The following is a 20,672-nucleotide window of genomic DNA, read 5'->3' as shown; positions in this document are numbered from 1 at the left end:
GGGCGGATGCGCGGGGCGCTACCGGGCGGCGAGCGCCCCGGTCTCCGAGATGGCGCGGTAGACCTCGGCCGCGACCCGCTGCTCCTTGGGGAGCGACAGCGCCGCGGTGAGGAGGCGCCGGGAGCTGAGCACCGGTGCGGGGATCGTCGCGAGGTCGTACTCGCTGTAGCCGCTGCCGCCCCACTTGGTCATGCGGTGCTCCCAGTGGAAGAAGTCGTAGAAGTCGTAGCCTCGCAGGGCGTCGTCGGAGAAGCCCGTGAAGTCCATCCAGCGGGCCAGCTCGTCGTGCAGCTCGGGGTCGTGCTGGAAGGGCGATGCGGCGTACTTGGCGGCGAGCAGCTGCGGGGTGAGCTCGCGGACCGAGGTGTCCTTCCACATGCCGGTGACGATGGCGCCGCCGACCCCGAAGATCGTGGCAGCCCGCGCGGGCGCGTGCAGGTAGAGCGCGCCGGCGAGGTTGGCGTAGCGCTGCCAGGTGGGGAAGGTGGCGCGGTAGAGGCGCGACATCTCGGAGGTGGGCTTCAGGATGGGCACGTCGAGCCCGATGTGGGGCAGCCCGGCGGCGGCGGAGAGCCGCCCGGCGGTGAGGAAGTCGGCGTAGGTGCTCTTCGAGGCGACGTGGAACGGGTGGTAGGTGAGCGTCAGCGCACCGGCCCGCTGCAGGTCGACGAGCCCGGCCTCGAGCACGGCCCGCGAGTCACGGCCCGCGGTGAGCGAGAGCACGGTGACGGGAGCGACCGAGATCCAGTTGCGCACCTGCTGCCGCAGGTCGTCCCGGAACCGCGCCGACGCATCCGCCGTGCTCAGCTCGACGCGGTCGGCGAGCGGGAAGAAGCGCTCGTTCGAGACGGTCGAGCCCTCGACGGTGAGCCGCCCGTTGGCGTAGAGCTGCCCGACCTCGTCGTGCGGCGTGATGAGGCCCGGCAGCCAGCGGCCGGCGGGGGAGCGGTAGTGAGGGTGCTCGAGCACCCAGCGCATGCGGCTGCTGTCGAGCCCGCCGGCGAGCTCGGCCAGGATCGCGCTGTGCGAGGCGAGCGCGACGCCCGCCGCGGAGCGGTGCCAGTAGAGCGAGCGGGTGGCGAGCGGGTCGCCCCAGGCGTCGAGCCGCTCGCCGCGGGCGACGAGCACGACATAGCGGCCCGAGAGCCAGGCGATCGTCTCGTCGAGCGCGCGCGTCTGCGCGGCGGAGTCGGGATGCGCGGTGACCGCGCGCAGGATGCGCTCGGCCACTCGGTCGCGGGTCTTCGGGCCGCCGTCGTCGAACGCCTGCCCGAGCACGAGCACCTCGGCACGCTCGCCGCGCGCTACCTGCCGGTCGAGCACCGGGTCGACGCGCACGTGCCAGGGGCCGACCGCATCGTGCGCCCACGTCTCGACGGGCGTGTGGGCGGTCGGGCCGCGGGTGACGAGGAAGCCCTTGGCGAAGACGTTCTTGTAGCCCCAGACCTTGTAGGCGGGGCGCAGCTGCTGCTCGCGGCGGCGGAACGCCTGCATCGCCTGGCGCTGTCGGCGCTCGTGGCGGTCGCCGAGCAGCGCTTCCAGCATCGTCGGGCTCCCGTGGTCGGCGTCGTGCGCCGGTCGCGACCGGGTCGCTGCGGCTCGATCGAGCGTATCCGACGGCTGCCTGCGCGGCTCGGCTCGGCGGGCGGTGCGGCCTGCGGCGCTCGCGAGGCGCGCCGGCGGCGAGTGCCTACGCGGTGGGCTGCAGCTGCGGTGCGGCGCCGGTGATGCGGCGACTGAAGCCGCGGATGCGCCGGGGGCGCCTGATCCTCGGTACGACGACCCAGCCTCCGGATGCCCACTGCACCTCGAGCGTGCCGCGATGGACCTCGTGATGATGGTGGGAGCAGAGGAGGATGCCGTTGTCGAGGTCGGTCGGGCCGCCCGCTTCCCACGGCACGATGTGGTGCGCCTCCGTCCAGCCGACGGGGAAGGTGCAGCCCGGGGCGCGGCAGCCGCCGTCGCGGATGGCGAGCGCGCGCCGCTGGGCACGGGAGAAGAGGCGGTCGGTGCGGCCGAGGTGGAGCGGGAGGCCGTCGGCGCCGGTCACGGCACTCTGGATGCGGCCGTCGCACAGCATCGCGGCGGCGAGGTGCACGGGGATGCAGTCGCCCGTGCGCTCGACCGTCGCTGTGCAGCCCGGGGTGCCCGTCGCAGCGGCCTCGAGGCTCTGCTTGGCGACGTGCACGACGACGACCGGCGCCTCACCGCCGACCCGCGGCACGTCGCGCTGCTCGACGGACCGCCCGACCATGGCGATGAGCGCGTCGACCATCTGCTGCGGCCGCGAGCGATCATCGACCTCGAGCGCTGCTGCGGCGCGCTCGTCGTCGCTCTGGAAGCGCGGCTTCGTGCGTGGTCCGGTGAACGCGTCGAAGGCGGCGGCGAGCACGGCGCCCTGGTCGGGCGTGCAGACGAGCCGGCCCTGCACCATGCCATCGGGACGGGTGCCGAAGGTGAAGCCCCGCTCGGCCAGCTGCCGCTCGTAGCGGGGCTCAGCGCCATCCGGATCCATCGCGTCGCGCCACATGCGTGCGAGGCGCGCGAGCAGCTCGGGCGGCATCGGCGCGTCGGTGGCGGTGTCGTCGCGGTGGGTGCCCCGGTCGCCGATGGCGGATGCGACGAGCGCTTCCTCGGCAGCCGCGACGTCGTCGGCGTGCGCGCGATCGGGTGCATCGCCGAGCGCATCGAGCACCGCCCCGACCGCCTCGAGCGAGATGGCGCCGGTCTCGAGCGCGCCGCCCAGGATCGGGAACCTCGCGGGCACGGTGGCCCCGGTGATGCCGATCGACGCCCGCGTGGCGCTCGCGGCCCGCAGCAGCTGCCGAGCCGTGCGCCGGGACGCGCCGAGCTCGGCGGTGAGCATCTCGAGCGGATCCTTGTAGCCGCAGCACAGCGGGAAGCGCTCGTCCTTCGGCAGGCCGTCGTGGCGCTTCGCGAGGTCGTCGGCGACGCGCACCTTGAGCGCGTCGCCTCCGCGACCGATGTCGCCGACCCGGGCGACCACGTCGCGCCGCTGCGCGTCGTCTAGGTGCGGCAGCAGGGCGTCGAGGGTGCCCGCGGCGGCCGCGATGGCGTCGAGCGCGATGTCGAGGGAGCGCAGCGCATCGGAGGTGTGGCCGGTCGGCTGCTGTGCCATGGTCGCCCCCTCCAACGTTGGAATGCGGCTAGTCTATCGAACGTATCTACGACACGCGCGAACTTTCCACAGTCTCGCTTAGACTTGCGCAGGCGTGCCGTTCAGGCATCTGGTCGCTATAGAGTCGCGCCATGCCCACCAGACTCGCAACCACCCTCGTGCGGCTCGCCGAGAGCGGCCATCTGCTCGGTCGGCTGGCAGGCGAGCGCACTGCGCACCGCATGTCGCCGGTGACCGTGCGCGCGCTCGTCGTGCTGCAGCTCGAGGGCCCGATGGGTGTCACCGCGCTCGCACGCCGCTGCCACGTCGCGCAGCCGACGATGACGGCGCTCGTGCGGCAGGCCGAGGAGGCGGGCTGGATGCGCCGGCGCGGCTCAGCACGGACGACCCGGCTGGAGCCGACGGCCGCGGGCATCGCCGCCCGGGACGCGCAGCGCGAGGCCGACGGCGTGCTGCTCGAGCCGCGCTTCACCCACCTCGGGCGGCGCGAGCGCGCGGCGCTGGAGCGGGCGGCGCTGATCCTGGCATCGACGCTCGAGCGCGACCGGCCCTGACGCGCGCGGTCGCGGCGACTCGTGGGCGTCTCAGCCCGCGCTGGCTCGGCGCTGCGCCTCTGCGAGCGCCCCGCGACGCTGCACAGCCCGAACGACGACGCCGAGCAGCGCCCCCAGCAGCGCACCGATGCTGTTGGCGACGATGTCGCGCACGGAGGCCACGCGCCCAGGCAGGAAGTGCTGCACCACCTCGACGCCGAGGCTGAGCGCGACGCACAGCGCGACCGCGATCCACCAGCGCCGGGCGCCGAGCACGAAGACGAGCAGGAGCGCGAGCGGCACGAACATCGCGACGTTGGCGAGCACCTCGAGCCGCGTCCAGCTCAGCCAGTCGGCGAGGTCGCGCGCCTGCAGCCACTCGATGCCGCGCACGACGCGCGGCTTCGCCCGCAGCAGGAAGTGCGTCGGCCACAGCGTCACGACGAGCACCACGGGGATGCCGAGCAGCAGTCCGACGATGCCGAGCCGCCGCAGCGGCGCACGTCGCGCGCGGGGCACGACGACGACGCGAGGCTCGGAGGGCATGCGTCGAGTCTGTCGCGGGAGGCTTTGCGCGACCTGATGAAGGGCGCGCAACGGCACCGATCCTCAGCACCGACCACACTGCATCCGCACCCGTGTGCGAAGCCTCGATCAGCCCTCGCCGAGCACCGCCCGCCGCGACGGCGCCGGGTCTACCGTTCGGATCATGACGGGACCTCGACACGCGATGATCCGGTCGACGGCGCCCACGTTCCGCATCCTCACCGTCTGCACCGGCAACATCTGCCGCTCGCCGCAGGCCGAGCTGCTGCTGCGGCAGCGCCTGCCGAGCGCCTTCCCCGGGTGGGACCCGGCAGTGATCGAGGTGACGAGCGCCGGCATGATGGCGATCGACGGCCATCGTATGGAGCCGCTCGCGGTGGCGGAGGCGGGCCGTCTCGGCCTGCACGGGGCCGACGGCCACCGCGCCCGGCGGCTGCAGCCCGCGCTCGTCGAGCGCGCCGACCTGGTGCTCGCCCTCGCGCGCGAGCATCGCAGCGCCGCCGTCGCCGCGGCGCCGACCGCGCATCGACGGGCGTTCACGCTCGTCGAGTTCGCGTGCCTGGCGGAGCGAGTCGCCGCCGGCCATCGCGGCGCGCAGGTGCGGCCGCTCGGCGAGGACGGCATCCCCGCCTTCCTGTCGCGCGTCGTCGCAGCGTGCGCCGACCGCTCGATGATCGACCACGCGCAGCGGGCCGACCTCGACATCGAGGATCCGTATCGGCGATCGGCGGCCGTCTACCGGCGGTCGGCGGATGCGGTGGCACGGCAGGTCGACCGACTGGTCGTCGCGCTGGCCTCGCTCGCGCGCGCGAACGCGGCCTGAAGCGGGATCGAGCTACTCTTCACCTTCGCGGTAGCCGTGCGGGTTCGCCCGTTGCCACCGCCATGCGTCCCGCACGGCATCGTCGAGCGACCGCTGGGCCTTCCAGCCGAGGCGCTGGTGCGCGAGCGAGGGATCAGCCGTCGAGACCGCTGCGTCGCCAGGACGTCGCTCGACGACCTCGTACGGCACCGCGCGGTCCGCGACCGCCTCAAAGGCTCGCAGCACGTCGAACACCGATGCGCCGCGACCGGTGCCGAGGTTCACCGTGAAGAGACCGGGCTCGAGTGCTTCAAGCGCCGCGACGTGCCCTAGCGCGAGGTCGACGACGTGGATGTAGTCGCGCACGCCTGTGCCGTCGGCGGTCGGGTAGTCGTCGCCGAAGACGCGCACCCGCTCGCGCTCGCCGACCGCCACCTGGGCGACGAACGGCATCAGGTTGTTCGGGACGCCCTTGGGGTCCTCTCCGATGCGGCCGGAGGGGTGCGCGCCGACCGGGTTGAAGTAGCGGAGCACCGCTGCGTGAAGCCGGGCGTCGGCTCTCGCCGCGTCGGCGATGATGGCCTCGATCATCGCCTTCGTGCGCCCGTACGGGTTCGGCAGGTCGATGCCGACCGGGTCATGCTCGACCAACCCCTCGCCCGGCCGCTCGTAGACCGTCGCGGAGGACGAGAACACGAACCGGTGCACTCCCGCGTCGGCCATCGCTACCAGCGTCGCGAGAGCGCTGCCGAGGTTGACGCTGTAGTACCGAAGCGGGTCATCCACCGATTCGCCGACCGACTTCCGGCCTGCGAAATGCACGACCGCATCGATCTGGTAGCCGCGCAGCACCTCCAACACCAGCGAACGATCGGCCGCGTCGCCACGGACCAGCGGTATCTCTCGGCCTGCGATCTCGCCGGCGCGACTGATCGCTTCGGAGCTGGAGTTCGAGAAGTCATCGAGCACGACGACGTCATGCCCGCTCTCGAGCAGCGCGATGGCTGTGTGGGAGCCGATGTAGCCGGCTCCGCCAGTCAGAAGGACGCGCATGCACTCTCCAGATCACGTTCAGGGGTCGCTTCAGCCTAATGAGGCCGCTCGTGCAGCCGCCTAGGATGGCGGGCAGAGCACGACGCGACCGTGGATGGAGACCGTGAAGACGCTGCAGACCCTGAGGACCGGCCTGTGGCATCTGCGCAAGGGAGGCGTGCAGCAGTTGCGCTCGTGGCGCCTGCGACGCGGGGCCGCGGCGCGGAACGGCGACGTCGTGCCCGTCGCCCGGAGGAGCCTCACCGACGACATGCCGGTCTGGCCCGTCGCCGACCGGCCGACGCGGCGCCCGGGCGTGCGGGTCGGCGTGATCATGGACACCTTCTCGGCGAGCGCGTGGGGGTACGAGTTCGAGGTCGTCGAGCTCACGCCCGACGGCTGGCGGCGGCAGCTCGGAGAGGCGCCGATCGACCTGCTGCTCGTCGAGTCAGCCTGGGCCGGCTCCGGCGGCGCCTGGCGCTACCAGCTGACGGGCTCGAAGGCCCCGAGCGAGCCCTTGCGCGCGCTCGTCGCGCACTGCCGCGAGCAGGGCATCCCGACCGCCTTCTGGAACAAGGAGGATCCGCCGCACTTCGAGGACTTCCTCGACACGGCGCGCATCTTCGACCAGGTGTTCACCACCGATGCGGCGCTGATCGACCGCTACCGCGCGGCGCTCGGCCACGACCGGGTCGAGGAGCTCGCGTTCGCGGCGCAGCCGGCGCTGCACCACCCGATGCGGCAGCGCGGCCTGCACCAGGTGCGCGACATCGGCTTCGGCGGCAGCTACTGGTCGCACAAGTTCCCCGAGCGCCAGGCGCAGATGGATCTGCTGCTGGGCGCGGCCGCCGACGTCGCCGAGCGGCGTGGGATCGGCTTCGACATCTACTCCCGCTTCGAGAACGACCCGAAGTACCGCTTCCCGGAGGCCTTCCTGCCGTACGTGCGCGGTTCCCTCGACTACGAGCGGATGCTGACCGCGTACCGCGCGCACAAGGTCATGCTCAACGTGAACTCGGTCGTCGACAGCCCGACTATGCTCGCGCGCCGCGTCTTCGAGATCCTCGCGAGCGGCACGCCCGTCGTGTCGACGCGCAGCGCCGCGGTGGAGCACTGGTTCCCCAACGGCGAGGTGACGATCGTCGACGATCGGGAGGAGGCGGAGCTCATGCTGCGCGCCCTCGTGCGCAGCCCCGAGCTGCGCGACCGGCAGGTGCATCTGGCGCAGCGCCACATCTGGCGGCACCACACCTTCTCGCATCGTGCGACACAGGTGCTCGGCGCGCTCGGGGTCGACGACCCTGCCGCGTGGCGGCGGCCCAGCGTCAGCGTGATCGCCCCGACCATCCGCCCGCACCTCGTGTCCGGCATCATCCGTACCGCGGCGAAGCAGGTGGGCGTCGACGTGCAGCTGCTGCTGCTGCTGCATGGCTTCGACCAGGACGAGGCCGAGCTGCAGGCGCTCGCACGCGAGGCGGGGCTCGCCGAACTGGTCGTGCTGCGCGCAGGTATGGATCGCTCGCTCGGCGCCAACCTCAACGCGCTCGTCGCGGCGAGCGACGGCGACGTGATCGCGAAGCTCGACGACGACGACCTCTACGGCGAGCACTACCTCGCCGACGCGTGCTTCGCGCTCGACTACTCGGGGGCGGAGCTGGTCGGCAAGGAGGCGCGCTATCTGCACCTCGAGGCGGTGGGCGCCACCGTGCTGCAGAACCCGCATCGCGAGCACCGGTGGGTGGATCTCGTCGGCGGCCCGACGATGGTCGGCCCGCGCTCGACGTGGCTCGCGACGCCGTTCGAGGATCGCACGCTGGGGGAGGACACCACCTTCCAGCGCGGCATCCTCGCGGCTGGAGGCGGCATCTACAGCGCCGACCGCTTCGGCTTCATCCAGATGCGCGGCGCCCGGGACGGGCACACCTGGAGCACCGAGGACGAGCGGATCCTGGCGAACAGCCAGGTGCTGAGCTTCGGCCTGGCCGCGGAGCACGTGCTGGTCTGACGCGCTCCGGGAAGGAGGGCGCTCAGGCGCCGGCGTCCTCGAGGCCTGCCACGCCGTGCACCTCGCGCAGCTGCCGCAGCACCTCGCGGTAGACCGCCGGCGTGTAGTGGAACGGGGCGAGGCCCCACTTGTGCTCGGGGTCGGCGAGCACGACCTCCTCAGGCAGCTCGACCATGCGGAAGCCGAGTGACCGCAGATGGTCGTAGTAGGGGCGGTAGCGCTTGTTCGCCTCGGCGGCGCGCACGCCCATGCTCCAGGGGGAGGGCTTGCCCTCTGTCGTGAGCACCGCCCACGGCACCTCCAGCACGACGGTGCGCACGAAGAGGTCGAGCGCGCGCAGGCGCTGCACGAAGTCGTGGACGTGCCACGACCAGATGGCGAAGTGCTCATCGGTACCGAACTCGATGTGCTCGGCCTCGGCGAAGCGCTCCTCGAGCTCGGGGATGCGGATGGTGTCGATGCTGCGGGTCGCGACGGTGCCGTCGGCGAAGCGGTAGACGCCGTGGCGCTCGTCGGCGAGATCCCACAGCAGCACGTCGACGTCGGCGGCGAGCGTCTCGAGCCGCGAGAAGAGCCCGCCGGAGAAGTCGGCGCGGATCATGCGCTCCTGGAACTTCGACGACACCGTCATGTGCTCCGGGAGGTGCGTCGAGGCGTCGTTGCCCGCCGAGATGAGCGACTGGCGGGCGATGTAGCCGCGCAGGTCGACAGTGTCGGACGCCGCGAACTCGACGGTGTCGCGGGCGACGCAGCTGCCGTACACAAGGATCCGGGCGCTCGCCCGGTCATGCTCAGCCACAGCACTCCAGAAGGTCGTTGAGGAGGTTGGCCACGTACCAAGCCTAGCCAGGGCGACCCTGCTGCGCGTGGAGCGCGCTGAGGGGTGGGTACATTGGAATCGGCTAAGGGGCGCCAGTCGGCCGGGTGCTCCGTCGAGCAGAAGGAATCGCATGGAATCGTCCAGCACAGTGTGTGTCATCGGACTCGGTTATATCGGTTTGCCTAGCGCTGCAATCTTGGCCGCGAATGGCAGCAGAGTCATCGGCGTTGACGTCGACGCGCACCGCGTTGCCGAGATCAACGCCGGCAGGGTTCCATTTGTCGAACCCGACCTTGAGTCTGTGGTTGCTGGCGTCGTGGCGCAGGGTAGGCTGTCGGCGCAACTGGACGTGCCCGCCGCTGACGTCTTCATCGTCGCGGTGCCGACTCCGTTCGGGCACGATCGAGACGTCGACCCGAGCTTCGTTCGGGCTGCCGCTGCCGCTATTGCGCCTGTGCTCCGCGGTGATGAGCTGATCATCCTGGAGTCGACATCGCCCCCAGGGTTGACGGAAGAAATGGCTGCATTCGTACTCGAGCAGCGACCAGATCTGTCAGGCGATGGTGGCATGCCGAACAGCCTGTATTTCGCACACTGTCCTGAACGCGTCTTGCCTGGCCGGATTATGACAGAGATCGTCGATAACGACCGCATCATCGGTGGCGTTACGCCGCTAGCCGGTGAGCGCGCCCGCGCTCTGTATGCCACCTTCTGCAAGGGTTCGCTGCTCGTGACCGATGCCCGCACGTCCGAGATGGCAAAGCTTGCTGAGAACTCGTTCAGAGATGTCAATATCGCCTTCGCGAACGAGTTGTCCGTCATCTGCGATCGACTCGGGATCGACGTTTGGGAGCTCATCGAGCTGGCGAATCGGCACCCGAGGGTGAACATCCTGCAGCCGGGACCCGGAGTCGGGGGGCATTGCATCGCGGTGGACCCATGGTTCATCGTCTCCGCGGCGCCAGATGAAGCGCGCCTTATTCGCCTTGCCCGTGAGGTCAATGACCAGAAGCCCGACTTCGTGGTGGAGAAAGTGGTCGCAGAGGCGTCTGCGTTCCGAGCACCGAGGATCGTCGCGCTTGGCATCGCTTTCAAAGCCGACATCGAAGACCTGCGTGAGTCGCCGTCCCGCGCGATCGTCGGGCGCTTGGCCGAGAAGCTTCCTGAAGCGCGCCTGCTGGTGGTGGAACCTCACATCGAGCGGCTGCCCAGCGAGCTCGAGTCGCTGGCTAACGTAGAGCTTGCGGAGTTGAACGAGGCAATAGCGCTCGCCGATGTGGTTCTGATCTTGGTCGACCATCAGCTCTTCAAGCAACTGGATCCGAAAGCCCTGACCGGCAAGGTCGTCGTCGACACGAAGGGCTTGCTGCGATGAGCGTGCGGGAGGACGGATGACAGGTTTGGCTCGAGCAAGACGCGCCGCGATCCTTGCGGCAATCGTGGCGACCGTTGCGCTCGGCACCGTTCTAGCGTGGACTGCGGATCGTGGCTCGGGCGTCACGGTGGCCATCCTGTTGCCTGCGATCGTGATGCTGGCCTTCTACCAGCGCCGAAGCGCAATCAAGTCGCAGCGATGGCTGAAGCGCATCGCGCTAGCGCAGAGGCAGGCGCCTCGTGCAAGCGCTGATAGACGGGGTGGGCAGGCGATGCCGCAGCGCGACGGCAGTTCGAACGACGTGGGCCTGGACGTGCTCGACGTCCTGCTGCAGAGCTCGCGCATCTTCGAGCAGGACTACTACGAGGCGCAGCGGAGACACGCTTTTGCAGACGCAAGGGCCGCGCGCCTTGACTTTCTGGGCTCCGGCATGGGCCGCCTGGAGTCGCCCAATCGCTTGCTCGATCCGGCGCGCTTACCGGGCACCCTGCAGCAGCGCTACAGAGAGGGCGATCTTGTCGCATTACTTGAGTTCCTTCGCCAGTCGCCTGCATCGCTACCCGGACTGAGCGACTCCTTCTCGCCTTCCATGGTGGAGGCATCCGCTGAGCACCTCCGCACGCATCCGGGAGGCGCGCTCGGCTGGTTCGTCGAGAACGCGCGACACGATGACCTGTTGCCGTCTCGCAAGGTGCACGCGCGCTGGTCGCAGTTCACGGCGGCGACCGAGTCGGCTGTCGCCGCCGAACACGCAAGGTGGCGGCTCGACGAAGCTCGCTGGACCGCGGTCTGGGACGAGGCCGCGGAAAAGAGTTGGAAGCGCACCTTGAATGCTTCACGCCGTTCAGCTGCGGAGCCCTCGGAGTTGGTCAGTGTAATCATGCCGGTCTGGAATCGGCGACGAGCCGTGCGCAAGGCAATCGCGTCAGTGCAGGCACAACGGTGGAGTGCGTGGGAGCTGATTGTCGTCGATGACGGCTCCGAGGATGGCAGCTTCGAAGCTGTCCAGGCCATCGCGGAACTCGACAGGCGGATCAAGGTTGTGCGAAGTGAGCACGCTGGAGTTTCGGCGGCGAGGAATCGTGGGCTAGATCTAGCTGGAGGCTCGTGGGTCGCCTTCCTCGATTCGGACAACATCTGGCGTGAGGACTTCCTCTCCTGCGGAATCGCTGCCCTGCAGCGATCGAGCGGGCTCATCGGACACGCGGTGCTGAAGAGCCAGCGCGCGGACGCAGCTCGATACCTCGCCTTCGAAGGTGGCCGTGACGAGCTTCTCACCAAGAACCACATCGATCTGAACTCGTTGATAGTTCATCGCAGTCTGCTCGAGCGCGTTGGGCGTTTCGACGAGAGCCTGCGCCGCTGGGTCGATCACGATTTCGCTTTGCGTTTGAGTGAGCACGCGGTTCCTGAACTCCTGCCTTTTGTGGGTTGCGAGTATTCCGACAGTGACGACGTGAACCGCATCTCTGAGCGCGAGAGCGGAGACTGGGAACGCGTAGTCCTCGATAAGGCGTGGTCGCGGTGGGAAGAGGCGCAGAGCTGCGTGGAGGGGCGCGTGTCCGGTCGAGTATCGATCGTGATTCCGATGAAGGATCAGCCCGACATGACGGTTCGGGCAGTCCGTGCCGCTCTAGAGACAACCAGGGTGCTTGATGTAGAAGTAGTCGTCGTCGACAACGGATCGAGCTTTGCGAGCCGGGTACAGCTGGCGAGCGCATTGTGCGGAGAAGCGCGTGTTCGGGTGGCGTACATCAACCGCAACCTCGATTTCTCCATTGGCTCGAATGTCGGCCTATCGCGTTCGACCGGACAGTTCGTCGTCTTCCTCAACAACGACACCATCGTTCGCCCTGGTTGGCTCACGCCGCTCGTGGACGCGTTGCAATCACGGGACGTAGCTGGGGTACAGCCGCTCCTTGTGTACCCCGACAACTCGATCCAGACGGGAGGCACAGTCTGGGTGGAGGACAATGTCCTGCCCGTCCACTTCATGACCGGCCATCCTCCAGAAGACGCTGCCGGCCTGGAACTCGACGAGTTCCCGGCGCTGACTGCCGCGGCGCTGGCGGTTCGCGCGCATGAGGCACTGGCGCTTCATGGGTTCGACCCCAGGTACCGCAACGGTATGGAAGATGTCGACTTCTGTCTTCGTCTCCGAGAGCTGCACGGCGGCGTGTTCAGGGTCTTGCCGCGGGCTCAGGTCGTGCACGACGAGGGCAGGACTCCGGGCCGCTCGCGGCACAAGGACGAGAACCGTCGCCTGTTCATGGACCGCTGGTCGGGGCGGCTGCCCCGTCCCAGCCACGAGATTTTTCGGAACCACGGCTTGGTGCTTGCCGAGATCGAGCACGACAACATGGCCATCCCGAGCCCCTTGCCGCGGTTTCATTTCGATCGGGGGGAACTCCCGGCTCGCTGGGGCATCCGTCATGCCGCCCCGGGGGGCGCCGCCGGCGACGCGTGGGGCGACACAATCTTTGTCGCCGCTCTCGCCGACGCTCTTCGCGCCGAGGGAAAGAACGTTGTCACCTACCGAGACGGTGCCAACGAGCGACTCGATGACATGCACGATGATGTTTCGGTCGTGCTGCGTGGGAAGAAGCGGTTGCCACCCGTTCCGGGAGCGTGCAACATCCTCTGGGTGATCAGCCATCCCGACGAGGTGAGCGACGAAGAACTGGCGGAGTTCGACATCGTCTACGCAGCGTCTGCCTCTTGGGCTGCGCGCCGGTCAAAGGACTCTGGTGTGGAGATCCGAACGTTGCTGCAGTGCACCGATGCAACGCGATTTTTCCCGGCGGATCGCGAACTAGAGGCGAGCAGGCCGGCGGTATTCGTTGGAAGCGTGCACCCTGGGCGACGACGTAGGGTGGTGGCGGACGCGGTAGCGGCTGGTGTGGCACTGACCGTGATAGGGCAAGGCTGGGATTCGTCGCTGCCGCCCGGAGTCCTCGAGCGCGACTTTGTCGACTCCGCGCGCCTTGCCGAAGTCTACCGATCTGCGTCACGAGTCCTCGCGGACCACTGGCGGACGATGGCGGACGAAGGTTTCATCCAGAATCGCATCTTTGACGCACTGGCTTGTGCCGCTCCAGTCATTAGCGACCCGGTGCAAGGACTGGACGAAACCTTCGGCGGTGCTGTTGCGATCTACAATTCGCAGGAAGACCTTGCGAAATTCTGCGCCGCTTCTTTCAGCCACCCCGCAGGCGACTGGGCGGCACGACGGGCGCTAGCGCAGAGTATTCGAAGTCAACATTCATTCGACGCGAGAGCGACCACCTTGGTCAGCCACGTCGATGAGATGCGGCACGAGGGGATTCGAACCACTTGATGTAGTGGCGAATCCTAGCGAAATCTCAGAGGCACAGATGCAATGTGAGACTTCACCGAGACCTGCCAGCCAGTGCGCGACGGCGATCCTCCCGGCGCTCTCGCTGCGGAGTGTTTCGACGCGCCAAGCGCTCTCCGACATGGGACGGGCCAAGCGCGGCGCGCGGGTCGCGCTTGCGCTCCAACGTGCGACCGTCTTGCACGATCGCTAGGCTGACAGCGACGCTGGAGCACTGAGATGCCAGTCGCGATCTGACCGGCGAAAGGCCCTACGATGACGGAGCACGACGACTCCCCGGCTCCAAACTCGCGCCGCTGGTGGAGCCTCCCAAGCCCACCCAACCTGACCCTTGATGACTCGATTCAGTACGTGACAGAGGCGCAGCTGACCGCAGAGGATCACGGCACGCTTGAGCTCACTAGCGGCCGCCGAATCACGTGGCATGTGGGGGCCCCATACGACGCTGAAGGGAAGCTCGTCAGCAGCGCTCGGCGGGCAGGCGGCTATCGCGGGGACTTCTTGCACTCCCTGGATCAGGAGTACGTCGAACTGCCCCCCGGTGCCGACCGTATCGAAGGGTCGTTCTATTACGGCGGGCTCTGGATGCAGCATTTCGGTCACTTTCTGATCGAGACGCTCCCGACTCTGTGGGCGCACGACGGGGTTCAGCCGGTCCTCTTCCACCGCCTGGGTGACGTTGACTCTTTCAAGCGTGAACTATTAGACCTCTGTGGCGTGACGAGCGAACCAATTTTTGTCGACCGTGCGCTCCGCGTGGAGCATCTGGTTGTGCCCAGCCGGCCCGTGTCGCTTAACCGCTTCGCGTCCCCAGCGGCTGTTCGGCTTTGGAGGCGTGTGGCACGCGCTGCCGCGGGGGACGCGTCTGGCTCCAGACGCGTGTGGCTGTCTCGGACTCAGGCGGAAGCAGGGGGAGCAGCCGTCAACCGGACACTAGGATTCGGCGAGCTTGACGACGAGTTCGCGTCCCTCGGTTTTGAGGTGATCTTCCCCGAGACCTTGTCCATTCGGGAGCAGATTGAGATCGCTCGCAGCAGTTCGATCCTCGCTGGGTTCGAGGGCTCTGCGCTGCATCTCTCTGCCTTCGCCCATCCCGGCACAAAGGTGCTGGTTCTCGGTACGGAGCGCCGCCCGGGTGGAAACCGTGCTCAGCCTGCCATCGACAGAGCTGTCGGGAATCGGGTTGCGCTGGTGCCCTTCGGGCCCATTTCTCAAATGGTGCGAGATATCCGGGAACTCGTCTTGCTGTGAGGTCTGGGCACGCGGTTAGTTCAAACGGGCGTGACTTGCTGAACGTTGGAGGCGCCCGCTCGCGGCGTGAGGCGCCGTACCCCACGGAGCAGCAGCGCGGCGCCGTCGCTTCCTGCGCGAGCGGCGTACGGGCCGAGCGGCGATAGAGCGCCTGGTGGGGTTTGACCCACGCCACCAGGCCTGGCAACCCGGTCCGGGCGCCGGGGAAGTACGGCTAGACGCGGGCCTCCTGGCGAAGTAGACCGCTTCCAACCCTGAGCGTTGTTGCGAGAGCCGTTTCAGGCGCCAACGCGATCGCGTCGGCCCTCACAACGAGACGTCGTCTGTTGAGTCGGATGTCGCCTCACTCCGCGACGCAACGTTCACCATCCCGCTCGTCGGAGAGCGCGGTGCTGCCGCACGTCCTCGAGGAGCCGGACAGCGCGAGCGTCGAAGGAGTGGAACTCGCGCACCTCGGCGGACAGGGCCTCAAGTGTCTCGCTCGGGTAGACGGCATTCGGATCTGCGTCGAGCAACTCCAGCAACTGCGCAGGGGAACGGAAGACCGCGAGCCGATCACCAAACACCTGGTCCAGCCCGGCCACATCGTCTGTGATCAGTCGACCTCCCGCCGCCAGGACGTCAAAAATGCGGTTCGAAATGAAACCGTCGTCGCGCATGTCCGACCAGTGATCGTTGAGCGTCCAGCGCGCCGAACGGTAGACGGGAGCGAGGTCCTGGTTCGGCAAGCTCTGTCCTACGATGCACTCGTCGGGAACCATTCCCTCCCAGAGCGTGCCCCAGATCTTCACGGGGTAGCCAGCGTTGGCGGCGTGCCACGCGGCGGGGCGGAACTGCCGACGCGAGTTGCCAACCATGACGATCGAGTCGGCCAATTCGGAACGCTCGCCCGCGGCAGGGTGGAATCGGGTCGGGTCTGTGCTCTGCAGGAGCGCCTGAATCGGTAGCCCCCACTGCTCCGATTGGCGCTTGGCCCAGCTGACACTTGCCGCGTAAGCGAGATCGTACTTTTCAACCTCCTTCGCAGTCACCATGTCCGGGTGGCTGAGAATCCAAAGGATGCTCGTCGCGTTACTCGGCACCGGGACGTCTCGCAGGCCCCTGAGGTTGATGACGACGTCGTCGAAGCCACTCGTGCCCCGGTCGGCGTTGGGCTGGTAATCGACGCTGGCGATTTGGCCAGCGCGGCGGAAGGCGTCGGCGAGCGACTGCGCGTAGTGGTAGTCGCCCCAGTTGACAGCTCTTTCGTCCGATGGTGCCGCCGTACGGATCGCGAACCGCAGAGGAGCTTCGCGGTGAGCGACCCTCGACACCTGTGGCGTGAGCACGGCGTTCGACCACTTGCGATGGTCAGTGGGGAATGAGAGTGCGGTGAAGCCGTTGAACGCTGCATCCACTCCGACTGCGTCCATCGCTTTACGCGAGCCCTCGGGAGGCGATGGCCAGAGCTGGCGCAGCGTGCGAACGTCGTCGGGTGCCTTATCCGAGCGCGCCGTCCAAATCACGCCCCCTTGCTGCACGAGCACGTCTGAGGCGACAACGACATCTCGCTTGGTGTGGCGTGCGAGCTTCTGTGACAACTCGACGTCTGCCATCAGCGAATCCAGCAGGGCGGTCGCGCCCTCCACGTCGAACAGGTCCCGCGTACGTGCAGCGAGTGGAAACGGCGCCGCGGGAACTGGCAGATCGTCGATGCCGTGCAGGATGTCGGCCGGCATGCCTCGGAGGAACGCGATGGGGTCGCTCCCGTACTCCGGGTAAATCACGCCTGCGTTGTCGATCAGTCGGGTAGGCCCGAGCACCACAGGGTGAGTGGCGCTAGCCCGGTCCAGTCGCGAGCACAGCGCCTCGACGTCACCTGCCAGTACACGCTGTCTAGCTTCCAAGATGACGCATGTGGCGCCACGAGCCATGCGGATAGCTGCGTTGAGGTATCGCGGGCGATCCGCGCGGAAGCCGGTTGTGAGAACACGGACATCCAACGTGGCATGCGTCAGGGATCCCAGGGCCGCGCGAAGCGCCCACCCGCCGGAGTGCGGCACGAGGATCACTTCCAACTCGAACCGACCGCGATGCTCGTGCAGCCAGTCTATCTGCGCCTTCGCGTCGAGCAGCGAGCGAACGTCGTCCACGATGACTGTGACCAAGTCTTCGTCCAGCGAGCGGTGCTCTCTCGCCGCTCGGAAGGCAGACCATGCGTGCCGGTCGCTGACGTGATGGTTCCAGGCTTTAGTCTCGAACTCGCTGATGCGGTTCGGATCGGTGTCGTCCTCCGAGTAGCGCAAGCCAACGTACGGCACCTGATGCAAGGTCGTGTGCTCGGCAATCTTGAGCACTAGGTCGTAGTCTACCGCTCGGCGAAGCGACTCATCGAAGCCGCCCGTTTCTAGGATGAGCGACCGGCGAGCGACGATGGCGGTCTGGTCGACAGAGTTCGCGATCGCCAGTGAGCCGACGGTTGGCTGGATCGCGCGGTACACGACCTTGTCGCCGTACGTGACTTCGCAGGCGGCCACGGCCGCGTCCACGTTGTCGATCTGCAGCACGGCAAGCATCGTGCGCAGGAACCGCCGATCCCACCGCTTGTCAGAGTCGAGAAACGCGATGAACTCACCGGCCGAGGCCGCTAGCGCAGCGTTTCGAGCCGCGCTCACGCCGCGGTGGGGCAGCCGTAGAAGCCGTACTCGAGCGTCTCGTGCCGCGATCGAATCAACCACGAGGCACGTGTCGTCAGTCGAGCCGTCGTCAGCGATCAACAGTTCCCACTCGGCGTAGGTCTGCTCGATGACGCTCTCGATCGCAGTTCGAATGGACGCTCCGCGGTTCCACGTCGGAAGGACGATTGAGACGAGCGGTCGCGAGCGTGACCGAGTGAACTCTCGAACCTTGGCCTGAAGGGCGGCGTCGTACGCGGGAGGCTCACTGGAGCCGCGTAGCGGATCGAAGTTCAGGTGCACGCGCCGCAGCTCGCTGAAGCTCTGGATGACTTCTTCGCGAACGTCCGCGACAGTCCTGTCAGTCCTCAGCGCGCCGGGGGACGAGGGCAGGGAGAAGGCCGGGTCGGATGTACGAAGGAACCACTCCAAGGGGGTCTCTCCATCCGGCAGAGCCTCCAGATCGAGCTCGGATGGATCGAAGAGGGGGTGCGTTACGGTCTCACGAGCCGCCTTCGGGTCTGACAAATAGGCCACCAGAGGATCAACGTCGCTCTTGGACCAATTGGAATCGACCAAAGACGGCAGAAACAGCGGGTGCGGCAGAAAACCCGATCGTCGCCCTCGACGCAGGTAGTGACGGATGGCAGCTTCCGCTTCGTCAAAGTGGAAACTGACCTGCATCGAGTACAGTTCAACGTCAAAGATGCCCGATTGCGCGATTCGAGTGACCGGATCCTGCGGCTCTGCCGCCGACTTCAGAGAAGTCGCTGAAGAGACTGATCTTGCTGCGGGTGCTGGCGGTGCGACGGCGGTCCGGGAAGCGGTCGGACTCACCGGCTCGATCGCTGAGGACGATGTCTTGGTGACGGTGGCATTCGGCGTCCTCTTCGCGAGCACCTGCTGATTCCGCGTGACGAGACGCTCGAGCTTCCGTCCAACTGCGAAGAGGCGGTCACTGATGACTGCCCGGCTGCTGATCTGGAGCGCCAGGCTTGCAAGCAGTAGTGTCGCAGTCGCCACCCAGAGCAGGCCGTCCCATTCGAGCAGCGCGGCAGCCACATAGATGGCAAGGACCACTATGGCAACGCCAGCGAGTGCAACTGACCTGATGTTCATGACTAGTTCTCCTCCGCCGGGTTCGCGAACTCTGCATCGAAGCCATACCCCAGGCCTGACTGCCTGAGGGACTCTCGCGTCGTCGGCCTGTTCTGCTCGCCCGGGCGAGTCGGGTAGCGGGAGCGCGTCTCGCTCAGGAAGTTCGGGATGGAACCGAAGTGCTCGGGCTTCTGCTCCACACTCATCGCCAGCAGGTGGTCGGCGCCGAGCGAATAGGGGTCAAAGCGAAGGGCATCGAACTTCAGCAAAGGCAGCCGATCGTCAAGCAGCACTCGATCCGCGTAGGCGAGTCCTGGGTTCCAGGGCCTGCTTTCCAGATCAATCTGGCGCATCTCCGCGATGGTCCGGTCCGGATACTTTCGATCTAGCCGGTGCTCGGCGTGCCATTGGAAGCGTGCCGCCGCCAGCTGCTCTTCTTGCGCGGTCGGCTGGAAGTATGAGCCCAACCGGAAGCCTGCGTCCGTGATTGCTCGCGAGAATCCGAACTCGTATCGCTGAATGACATCCATGCGGTCACTCACCGGGACCATGTCCTTCCAAAAGCTACGGAAGGCCTTGGAGCGTGCCACAAATCCATTCGCGAGCATGAAGAAGCTCTGAACGTGATCGCCATGGTTGTGAGAGAGTGTCATTCCCATGAGATCATGAGTGTGGGCCTGCGGGCTTCCGGTGATCTCTGCCAACGGGATCGTTGGGCCCACGAAGCTGTCGTTGGCGATGAGGATTTGGTCGTAGTCGGCGTAGTCTCCGACGATGTCGAGGCCCCATTTGTAGCTGAAGAAGTCGTACCCGAAGTTCCTGCGCTCGACGAACTCGACCTGTTCGGGGAGCCTTTCCATCGAACTGGCATCGATGCCAGAGGTCGATACCACCACCACTCGATCGGCGTGAGCAGCGTAGTTCTCCAGCGTCTGACGGACGTGCGCACGAAGCACGCGGAACGCGTCGAAGTGGGCGGCAACCACCAGCAAGCTCATAAGTAAGTCCAGACCTCGGCCGCAAGGACCGATCGCTTCCGATCATCATGGGGCTGGGCGGTGGACCGTCAGAGCGAGGTCACTTCGACACTGTCCGAGCCGCAGCGCCCAGGAGGAGTCTATAGAGGCTGTGGTTGGGGCCTGTGCAGTCGGGACACGAGGTAGGCGTCCAGCCGTCGCCATGTATCGCGAAGATCATCTTCGAGTGAATGCCGTCGCGGCCGCCGGAGAACCTCGAGCTCTTGGTTCCTCACGCCGAGGGCAGGGCCGCCACGAACTCCTCGAGCATCGCGAGCTGGTCGCGGGGCTCGAAGCCGGTGGCCTCGAGCTTGGCGAGGCTGAGCGCGCTGTGGCGCGGCCTGGGCGCGATGCCCGTCTTCGAGGCGAAGTAGGCGTCGGTGGTCACCGGGCGCACCGCGCCCTCGTCGGCGCCGACGAGCGCGAACAGGCGCCGGGCGATCGCCGCCCAGCTGGCGGGTTCGCCGCCGTTGGAGGCGTTGTAGACGCCGGAGGCAGGGCGGGTCGCGAGCAGGTGGTCGATCGCGCGGGCGAGCTCGTCGGCGAAGGTGAGCCGGCCGACCTGGTCGTCGACGACCTCGGGGGCGACGCCGCGGCGGGCGAGGGAGGCCATGGTGGCGACGAAGTTCCTGCCCTCGCCGACGACCCAGGAGGTGCGGACGATGTAGTGGCGGGGGGCGGCGGCGACGGCGAGGTCGCCGGCGGCCTTCGTCTGCGCGTACACGCCGAGCGGGCCGAGCGGGTCGTCCTCGCGGCGCTCGCCCTCGCGGTCGGCGTAGACGTAGTCGCTCGACACGTGCACGAGCGTGAGCCCGTGCTCGGCGGCGATCGCGGCGAGCCGGGCGGGGGCGACGGCGTTGACCGCCCACGCGTCGCGGCGTCCCTCGTCGGTCTCGGCCGCATCCACCGCCGTGTAGCTGGCGGCGTTCACGATCGTGTCGTAGCCCGACCAGCGGATGCCCTCGAGCGCCGCCGGGTCGGCGAGGTCGATGCGGTCGCGGCCGGCGAACTCGACGTCGGCGCGGTCGGCCCAGCGGTGCCGCAGC

General features: G+C 67.7%; 14 protein-coding genes. 6 read left to right on the top strand and 8 right to left on the bottom strand.

The features are described 5' to 3' along the window. Positions 1–18 precede the first annotated feature (18 nt). Positions 19–1,545 carry a hypothetical protein gene (locus tag FQ330_RS03700; protein ID WP_146355392.1) on the bottom strand — a complete coding sequence of 509 codons (1,527 nt, stop codon included), beginning with the start codon at positions 1,543–1,545 and terminating at the stop codon, positions 19–21. Positions 1,546–1,690: 145 nt separating this feature from the next. After that, positions 1,691–3,139 (bottom strand): HNH endonuclease signature motif containing protein, encoded by a 1,449-nt coding sequence (locus FQ330_RS03695; protein ID WP_146355390.1) that lies wholly within the window; start codon positions 3,137–3,139, stop codon positions 1,691–1,693. A 131-nt stretch (positions 3,140–3,270) separates the two neighbouring features. Here FQ330_RS03695 and FQ330_RS03690 point away from each other — a divergent pair, with 131 nt between their 5' ends. Further along, positions 3,271–3,693: a MarR family winged helix-turn-helix transcriptional regulator gene (locus tag FQ330_RS03690; RefSeq protein WP_146355388.1), complete on the top strand. Its 423-nt coding sequence runs from the start codon at positions 3,271–3,273 to the stop codon at positions 3,691–3,693. Positions 3,694–3,723: 30 nt separating this feature from the next. Here the strand turns inward: FQ330_RS03690 and FQ330_RS03685 are convergent, their stop codons facing one another. Further along, positions 3,724–4,218, bottom strand: coding sequence for a VanZ family protein (locus tag FQ330_RS03685; RefSeq protein WP_146355386.1), 495 nt, complete (start codon positions 4,216–4,218; stop codon positions 3,724–3,726). Between the two features lie 163 nt (positions 4,219–4,381). Between FQ330_RS03685 and FQ330_RS03680 the strand changes: the two genes are divergently transcribed. After that, complete coding sequence (locus FQ330_RS03680; protein WP_225792678.1) at positions 4,382–5,041, top strand: arsenate reductase/protein-tyrosine-phosphatase family protein; 660 nt, start codon at positions 4,382–4,384, stop codon at positions 5,039–5,041. 12 nt (positions 5,042–5,053) lie between these two features. Here the strand turns inward: FQ330_RS03680 and galE are convergent, their stop codons facing one another. After that, positions 5,054–6,073 carry a UDP-glucose 4-epimerase GalE gene (galE, locus tag FQ330_RS03675; protein WP_146355384.1) on the bottom strand — a complete coding sequence of 340 codons (1,020 nt, stop codon included), beginning with the start codon at positions 6,071–6,073 and terminating at the stop codon, positions 5,054–5,056. Between the two features lie 94 nt (positions 6,074–6,167). Between galE and FQ330_RS03670 the strand changes: the two genes are divergently transcribed. Further along, positions 6,168–8,057, top strand: a complete 1,890-nt coding sequence (locus FQ330_RS03670; RefSeq protein WP_146355382.1) for a glycosyltransferase family protein — start codon at positions 6,168–6,170, stop codon at positions 8,055–8,057. A 22-nt stretch (positions 8,058–8,079) separates the two neighbouring features. Here FQ330_RS03670 and FQ330_RS03665 read toward each other — a convergent pair whose 3' ends face one another. Next, positions 8,080–8,856, bottom strand: coding sequence for a DUF6270 domain-containing protein (locus FQ330_RS03665; RefSeq protein ID WP_146355380.1), 777 nt, complete (start codon positions 8,854–8,856; stop codon positions 8,080–8,082). A 151-nt stretch (positions 8,857–9,007) separates the two neighbouring features. Between FQ330_RS03665 and wecC the strand changes: the two genes are divergently transcribed. The 3 genes from wecC (at position 9,008) to FQ330_RS03650 (ending at position 14,858) form a co-directional block, all read left to right on the top strand. After that, the gene (gene wecC / locus FQ330_RS03660) at positions 9,008–10,252 is read left to right on the top strand and encodes a UDP-N-acetyl-D-mannosamine dehydrogenase (protein WP_146355378.1); all 1,245 of its coding nucleotides are present in this window, start codon (positions 9,008–9,010) and stop codon (positions 10,250–10,252) included. A 64-nt stretch (positions 10,253–10,316) separates the two neighbouring features. Continuing rightward, a complete protein-coding gene (locus FQ330_RS03655; protein WP_192575836.1) occupies positions 10,317–13,589 on the top strand; it encodes a glycosyltransferase in 3,273 nt (1,090 codons plus the stop codon). A 273-nt stretch (positions 13,590–13,862) separates the two neighbouring features. Then, positions 13,863–14,858, top strand: coding sequence for a glycosyltransferase family 61 protein (locus FQ330_RS03650; RefSeq protein WP_146355374.1), 996 nt, complete (start codon positions 13,863–13,865; stop codon positions 14,856–14,858). A 362-nt stretch (positions 14,859–15,220) separates the two neighbouring features. On the opposite strand, the gene FQ330_RS03645 is transcribed toward FQ330_RS03650, so the two are convergent. The 3 genes from FQ330_RS03645 to FQ330_RS03635 all read right to left on the bottom strand — a co-directional run. Further along, positions 15,221–18,631: a glycosyltransferase gene (locus tag FQ330_RS03645; RefSeq protein WP_146355372.1), complete on the bottom strand. Its 3,411-nt coding sequence runs from the start codon at positions 18,629–18,631 to the stop codon at positions 15,221–15,223. Between the two features lie 2 nt (positions 18,632–18,633). Beyond that, complete coding sequence (locus tag FQ330_RS03640) at positions 18,634–19,596, bottom strand: rhamnan synthesis F family protein (protein ID WP_192575835.1); 963 nt, start codon at positions 19,594–19,596, stop codon at positions 18,634–18,636. A 262-nt stretch (positions 19,597–19,858) separates the two neighbouring features. Continuing rightward, on the bottom strand, positions 19,859–20,672 hold an 814-nt coding region (locus FQ330_RS03635), incomplete at its 5' end, for an SDR family oxidoreductase (RefSeq protein ID WP_146355368.1).

It is taken from the genome of Agrococcus sediminis (genome assembly GCF_007923295.1).
Taxonomy (GTDB): domain Bacteria; phylum Actinomycetota; class Actinomycetes; order Actinomycetales; family Microbacteriaceae; genus Agrococcus; species Agrococcus sediminis.
This window is presented reverse-complemented; position numbering and strand designations above follow the sequence as displayed.